The following is a 231-nucleotide window of genomic DNA, read 5'->3' as shown; positions in this document are numbered from 1 at the left end:
TTTTTCTTGTACATATAGTTTTTCAGACTGGTCACTGCTAAATGCAACATCTACTTTACTAATTAAACCTGACTTTAAATAACCTTGTATTTCTACTTGATATAAAAAGTCTTGTGTAAAGTGTGGATTGCCGAAAAACAGCCAGTGTTTACCTTGTGCTTCACGCGAGTCACTTTCTTGTAAAAATGCGCGGAACGGCGCAATACCGGTACCCGGGCGAACCATAATAAT

At 38.1% G+C, this 231-nt stretch carries 1 pseudogene; it reads right to left on the bottom strand.

The annotated features are described in order from the left end of the window. Positions 1–231: pseudogene (locus V6260_RS18745) on the bottom strand (sulfite reductase [NADPH] flavoprotein alpha-component); the annotation flags it as partial.

It is taken from the genome of Pseudoalteromonas aliena (assembly GCF_038155085.1).
GTDB classification, from domain to species: Bacteria; Pseudomonadota; Gammaproteobacteria; order Enterobacterales; family Alteromonadaceae; genus Pseudoalteromonas; species Pseudoalteromonas aliena_A.
The sequence above is the reverse complement of the archived record's forward strand: the minus strand, read 5'-3'. Positions and strand labels throughout refer to the sequence as shown.